At 36.8% G+C, this 6,148-nt stretch carries 6 protein-coding genes; 4 read left to right on the top strand and 2 right to left on the bottom strand.

Translation table 11 applies throughout. From position 1 onward, the window contains the following. Window positions 1–50: 50 nt before the first annotated feature. Entirely contained in the window at window positions 51–1,439 is a 1,389-nt protein-coding gene (locus tag H6F45_RS02350) for an efflux RND transporter periplasmic adaptor subunit (protein WP_096566826.1), read from the bottom strand. Window positions 1,440–1,888: 449 nt separating this feature from the next. Between H6F45_RS02350 and H6F45_RS02355 the strand changes: the two genes are divergently transcribed. The 3 genes from H6F45_RS02355 to tatA all read left to right on the top strand — a co-directional run bounded on the left by H6F45_RS02355 (window position 1,889) and on the right by tatA (window position 3,497). Beyond that, window positions 1,889–2,425, top strand: coding sequence for a phycobiliprotein lyase (locus tag H6F45_RS02355; protein ID WP_137666267.1), 537 nt, complete (start codon window positions 1,889–1,891; stop codon window positions 2,423–2,425). Between the two features lie 310 nt (window positions 2,426–2,735). Continuing rightward, window positions 2,736–3,056, top strand: a complete 321-nt coding sequence (locus H6F45_RS02360) for an RNA-binding protein (protein ID WP_096566830.1) — start codon at window positions 2,736–2,738, stop codon at window positions 3,054–3,056. Between the two features lie 273 nt (window positions 3,057–3,329). Next, complete coding sequence (tatA, locus tag H6F45_RS02365) at window positions 3,330–3,497, top strand: twin-arginine translocase TatA/TatE family subunit (RefSeq protein WP_137668545.1); 168 nt, start codon at window positions 3,330–3,332, stop codon at window positions 3,495–3,497. Window positions 3,498–3,759: 262 nt separating this feature from the next. Here the strand turns inward: tatA and H6F45_RS02370 are convergent, their stop codons facing one another. Then, complete coding sequence (locus tag H6F45_RS02370) at window positions 3,760–4,734, bottom strand: hypothetical protein (RefSeq protein WP_190346354.1); 975 nt, start codon at window positions 4,732–4,734, stop codon at window positions 3,760–3,762. A 626-nt stretch (window positions 4,735–5,360) separates the two neighbouring features. Here H6F45_RS02370 and H6F45_RS02375 point away from each other — a divergent pair. Further along, window positions 5,361–6,148 (top strand): tetratricopeptide repeat protein (locus H6F45_RS02375; protein WP_190346355.1); only part of this gene is annotated, 788 nt, incomplete at its 3' end.

The following is a 6,148-nucleotide window of genomic DNA, read 5'->3' on the forward strand; positions in this document are numbered from 1 at the left end:
GGTGACAGGTGACAGGTGACAGGTGACAGAGTTGAAACTGCTAAAAAAATTTACAAGTTCTTTCTTTGCGGTTTGTTTAAATCTTTTTCTGACAAAATTGATAATTTGACAACTTCACCATCTTTTAATGGCTTACTACTGCGAACAATATAACTTTCTCCTGGTTGTAACCCTGAAAGAATTTCGACGTTACCATCAACTTTTTTACCCAATGTTACCGATTTTTCTTTTACCTTGGTTTTACCGTCAGTTTCTTGAACAACAAAAATTGTGCCGTTGTTCATTTCTGCTGATGTTTCTTTGTCTTTGCTATTAATTGCTGTTTGTGATACTACTACTCGCTGTGGTGTCTGAGTTGTAAAATTCACTCTTGTTAGTAGTCCGCTACCTATTTTCCCGCCACTGTTGGGAATGACTACTTCTATGGGTACTAAACGGGCTGTAGGATCAGCAGATGGAGAAATACGCGCTACTCTACCAATGATGTTTTGATCGGGGAAGGCATCTAAACGCACTTGTACAGATTGCCCTACTTGAATTTTTGCTAGTTCTAATTCAGAAACTTGAACTACTACTTTAATTCGACTCAAGTCAGCAATTTTTAAGACTTCGCTTCCTGGTTGTAGGAGATTACCGGGTTCTGTGACTTTTTCTGTAACTACGCCCGTGATGGGGGAGATTAAACGGGAGTAGGAACGGCGTTCTTTGGCGGCTTTGACTACTGCTTGTTGGGCAAATACTCTACCTTGGGCAGCTGCTACGGCTTGTTTTTCTGTACGGACTCTTTCAATAGTGGCTTGTAGGGCTTTTTGGGTTGTTTGGGCTTTGGTGCGAGCTTGTTGGGCTGCTTGTTCGGAAATTGCTCCTTCTTTGAATAATTGTTGCTGTCTTTGGGAGTCTGATTGGGCTTGGATGAGTTCTAACTTTGCTTTTTCTACTTCCGTTTGAGCGTTACTTACTTGGGTCATTGCCCTGGCTACTTCTGATTGGCTGGTTGCTAGTTCTGCTTCTGCTTGCTGTAATGCTGTGATCAATAGAACATCATCTAACTGGCCGATGATTTGCCCTTGTTTGACTGTATCACCAACATCCATATTTAAGGATATCAGTCTTCCTTCTACTTGCGATCGCACTGATACTGTCCGATATGGGGTGGTGTTACCAATATAGTCCGCTGGGGGACGTAGTTCTTGTGTGCGGGCGATCGCTATATCTACAGATGTTTCTCTATTTGCTCGTTCTCCACCACCAGTCCGCTTCGATTGGGCTTCTGCTGATTCTTTTGGTAATGAACCACAACTGGTTGTTAGTAATCCCAGTAACAGCAGACAGAATATAAATAAATTATGCTTATTCATCAGCTTATTGATCACTGGGCTGACAACTATAGGAGTTGATGTTTTCACCTGTTTTTGTGACTTATTTGGGTCCAAAACCATGAATTTTTCTCCACTTGGGCAGTATTTGCACTCTTACAGCCATTTATTAGCCAATACTTTGGAATAGGTATGAATAATCAAAAATAGCAATCAAAATTCAGCTATTTATTTATGTATTCCAAATAACTTTTTTTCCTCAATAAAACTGACAGAATTTTCACCATATCCTATGGATATTGATGTATAGAATTGCTGACAATCCTAAAAATTATAAAGTTAGTATAAAGATTTTGCCACCAATAAGTAATAGGAAATTAGTCATGATTTATTCCTGGGAGTTTTTCATTACCCAGCCATTTATGAAAAATGTGCCAAACGAACTGGTATTTTTCAGGTTTTTGTGTATATATTAAGAATATTAAACAAAGCTTGCTTTTATATCCCAGATAGAATATTGCAGGTGCAACCACCAAAGCAACACATTGACTTTTAGGTGAGGAAAGTAACAAGTGACATTACTGCTGAAAATTGCCCTAACTGCTGATGAACAGCAAATTGCTGAGTTTTTCCAAGCTTCTGTAGGTGAATGGCGCTCTGAAAGACGCTATTACACTTTACCCCAAGGAGAAACCAAGGAAATGGTAAGTATTATTACCATTCATTTTTTGCAACAAGGGGATGATGAATTGCAAAAGCTGGCTCAGTTACATGATTTGCAGGATTTAGAAAGCTTAACTTGTGGTGCAAAAGTTACTTGGGAAAGTACAGATTTACACAACGCTAAAAAAGAAGCTAGTGGTGTGACTGTGTTTGGTGCTTGGGGAAATATTTTGTATCGCGATCGCGGTTTTGCCACTACTAAACCAGTCACAGCACAATATTATTTCCCCAGTCTGAAAACTCTGTGTTTGCGAACTGAGTACAATAATTCTGTATTTGAGGAAGAAATTAAACTCATCGGTGATAAATATCGCACCCGACAAAGTATTGTTTCCCGTGCTGGTGAGCAGTTGATGATTGGGCAATACTTGGAAAAGCGAGTTTAAACTAATTGATTTGTTGTAGGCTTGGTGATGTCAAGGATTGTAGTCAGGATTTTCTTGATAACCATCAGTTATCAGCTTGAATTACTAGCCTCTACCCAAACTTAAACGGCTGACAAAGGTTTTGATAAAATTTATGAAATTTTTGTAAAGTCTTACTCCAAAAACTTGATTTATGTGTAATAATAGTGGAGAGAGTTAATTCGGCGATTAGCGTTTTGTTGTTAGTATTGACAGGCTTTTTACTTGTGGTATTTACAGACTGCTCTCCGAAATCTAAATCTCTACAAACTCGTGATTTTGGAGACATAATATGTCAGTTTACGTAGGCAATCTTTCTTATGAAGTTACACAGGATGCTTTGACATCTGTATTTGCAGAATATGGTACTGTAAAGCGTGTACAAATCCCCACTGACCGGGAAACAGGCCGTTTACGTGGCTTTGCTTTCGTAGAAATGGGTTCAGAAGCGGAAGAAACAGCAGCTATTGAAGCACTTGATGGTGCTGAGTGGATGGGTCGTGGCTTAAAAGTAAATAAAGCTAGACCTAAAGAAGACCGTGGTGGTGGTTACGGTGGTGGTGGTGGTCGTGGTGGTTACGGTGGTGGCGGCGGTGGTCGCAATCGCTACTAAGTCTACCCTAAATTCTTAATTCGTTTTAAATAAAATTAACCCATTCCGACTCCGGGGTGGGTTGTTTTTTGGTTTTTCGGTTTTTAACTAACATACTAAACCCTAGAGCAATACTTACAAACTGGGAGAAAGTTTGCAGAAAATGAAATTAAAGAAATAGGGAAAGCAGTTTTAGAGATTTTCATTTATCTCCATGAGTTGCACCCACCCGTTATTCACCGTGAATAGAATAAATTGTATAGTTAACCTAAAGTGACTCAAGAGGAAAATTCTATGTTTGGATTAGGATGGCCGGAAGTAGTAATTATTGCCATAGTTGCAATTTTGATTTTTGGACCCAAGAAAATTCCTGAGTTGGGGGGAGTATTGGGAAAGAGTTTGAGAAATTTCCAAGAGGGAATTAAGAAGACTGATGAAGATGATAATTCAGAACAATCATAATTGTCTGAATCAGGATTTCTGGTTACTGAGCGGTTAGTGAGCGGAGTCGAACTACGGTTAGTGAGCTTGTACTGAGCCTGTCCTGAGCCTGTCCTGAGCGAAGTCGAAGGGCGAAGTCGAAGGGCGGTGTCGAAGGGCGGTGTCGAAGGGCGCAGTCGAACTATGTCGAAGTAAGTCGAAGTACAGGATTTTAGGATTTACAGGATGAGGAATTTGATAAATCCCTGATTTCCTCATAATAGAAGTAATCAGGGATATTATATCATTGATTTTGCTGCAATTCTGCATCAATTAACTTTTGAAATTCCTCCAAAGAATTAACACTAATACTTGCTAACAGGAGATTTTCCAGAATAGTCATATCCTCAATTTTCTTGAGAGAATCGCTCATCAATTCGGGAACATTATTAAATCTATTGGACAGAATTTTGATAATATTGTTTTGGCAGTTTTTTCTAGCACCTTTGATTTCACCTTTGGCTTCACCTCGTTCTTCTGCCATTTCTTCAATAGTGCTTAGGAAAGGCATATTTAACTCCTTTTCATGTTGTTCTAATTTCTGGTTGAATGTAGTTTGTAATGGTGGTGGTAAGGTCATCATTTTATCAATGAATTTAACTAAATTGATAATATCAAATCTAGTTAAACCCTTTTGATATAATGGTCTGACTATGTTCCATTTCCATTGTTCTCGTTGCGTGAAGTCTTTAGTCGTGGCTTTGGTTTTCAGATGTGCCATGACTATTATAGCAAACAAATTGTTACTGGTGGTTAATTCTTCCCATTGATAGTCTAATAGTTTCACAATACTAAATTGCATTTTTACGAAACTATCATCTATGCCATATTCATAACTATTCGGTCGCCATTTTGCGTCTTCATCTCCTAAAATTGCTAAACTAATAACTGGTTTATGAAATAAATCAAAGGAACGATAGTTATAGATGTACATTCTTTGGGTAAATTCTTTGTCATATTGACTTTGTACCTCTATGTGGATCAAAATCCAGATGATTTCATTGTTTAATAACCACACTTGAAACAATTTATCCGCATAACGTTTTTTAGTTTGACTAGATGCGGTAATTTGTTCTAGTTCTTTATCTAGGGAGATGGGGGTTTTACTCCAATCAATTTTTTGGTGTAGATTGGGGTAAAAGAATTGGATAAATGATTCAAAATATTGGGTGATCGCTTCTTTCCATGTTTGATCATAATTGGCGGTTGTTTCTGTCATTCTTGCCCCTGTTAATGTTATTGTCTGAATCAGGACACCCTTCGGGAAGTCAAAAGTCAAAAGTCAAAAGTCAAAATTTTTTTGTCTGAATCAGGACACCCTTCGGGAAGTCAAAAGTCAAAAGTCAAAAGTCAAAATTTTTTTGTCTGAATCAGGACACCCTTCGGGAAGTCAAAAGTCAAAAGTCAAAAGTCAAAATTTTTTTGTCTGAATCAGGACACCCTTCGGGAAGTCAAAAGTCAAAAGTCAAAAGTCAAAATTTTTTTGTCTGAATCAGGATATCTGGTTACTGAGCGGTTAGTGAGCTTGTACTGAGCGGTGTCGAAGGGCGCAGTCGAACTATGTCGAAGTAAGTCGAAGTACAGGATTTTAAGATTTTCAGGATGTGATTATTAAATAGTAAATTACACTAGATTCTAGTCGGTTTTAACCGACTTTAGCTTTAAGACAGGGAATTTATTACCTAGCTCATGGATTGCATAAAGATGTCAGAATCAGGATTTACAGGATATAATTGTCAAACATTCCCTCAGTAAATTAAACTAGATTCTAGTCGGTTTTAACCGACTTTGGCTTTGAGACAGGGAATTTATTCCCTGGATTCCTTTAAATTTAAAAAATCAACTATGATTAATAATCATGATATCCAATCTTTAATTAACAAAGCTGACGATTTACTGAAGAATCGAGACAGTAAACAAGCTATTGCCATTATTCAACAAGTTTTAGAAATTGAACCAGATAATATTGAGGCTTTGAAAATTCATGGACAATCTCTAGTAAAACTAAATAAAATAAAAGAAGGGTTAACAATTTTTGAAAAAGCTCTGCAACTTGCACCAAATCATGTTAGTATTTTAAGAAATTATGGAAGTGCTTTATTTCAGGTTGCTAATTATGATAAAGCATTAAATATTCTTGACAAGGCTTTACAAATTGAACCAAATAATTTAAAGGTATTAAGTACATATAGTAAAGTTTTATTGAAATTAAAATGTTACGAAAAAGCTTGTGATATTTTTGAGAGGTCTTTAAAAATTAATCCTGATGATATAATAGCATTAACTAGCTATGGTAAAGCCTTAGCTGAGTCGGGAAATTATGAAAAGGCTTGTGATATTTTTGAGAGGTCTTTAAAAATTAATCCTGATGATATAATAGCATTAACTAGCTATGGTAAAGCCTTAGCTGAGTCGGGAAATTATGAAAAGGCTTGTGATATTTTTGAGAGGTCTTTAAATATTAATCCTGATAATATAATAACTTTAAATAGCTATGGTAAAGCCTTAGCTGAGTCGGGAAATTATGAAAAAGCTTGTGATATTTTTGAGAGGTCTTTAAAAATTAATCCTGATGATATAATAGCATTAAATAGCTATGGTAAAGCCTTAGCTGAGTCGGGAAATTATGAAAA

The organism is Sphaerospermopsis sp. FACHB-1194, assembly GCF_014696235.1.
Lineage (GTDB): Bacteria > Cyanobacteriota > Cyanobacteriia > Cyanobacteriales > Nostocaceae > Sphaerospermopsis > Sphaerospermopsis kisseleviana.

Excerpts from the sequence above, each read along its gene's own strand:
- H6F45_RS02350 (WP_096566826.1), bottom strand. The coding sequence starts at position 1,439 with ATGGTTTTGGACCCAAATAAGTCACAAAAACAGGTGAAAACATCAACT.
- H6F45_RS02360 (WP_096566830.1), top strand. The coding sequence starts at position 2,736 with ATGTCAGTTTACGTAGGCAATCTTTCTTATGAAGTTACACAGGATGCT.
- tatA (WP_137668545.1), top strand. The coding sequence starts at position 3,330 with ATGTTTGGATTAGGATGGCCGGAAGTAGTAATTATTGCCATAGTTGCA.
- H6F45_RS02370 (WP_190346354.1), bottom strand. The coding sequence starts at position 4,734 with ATGACAGAAACAACCGCCAATTATGATCAAACATGGAAAGAAGCGATC.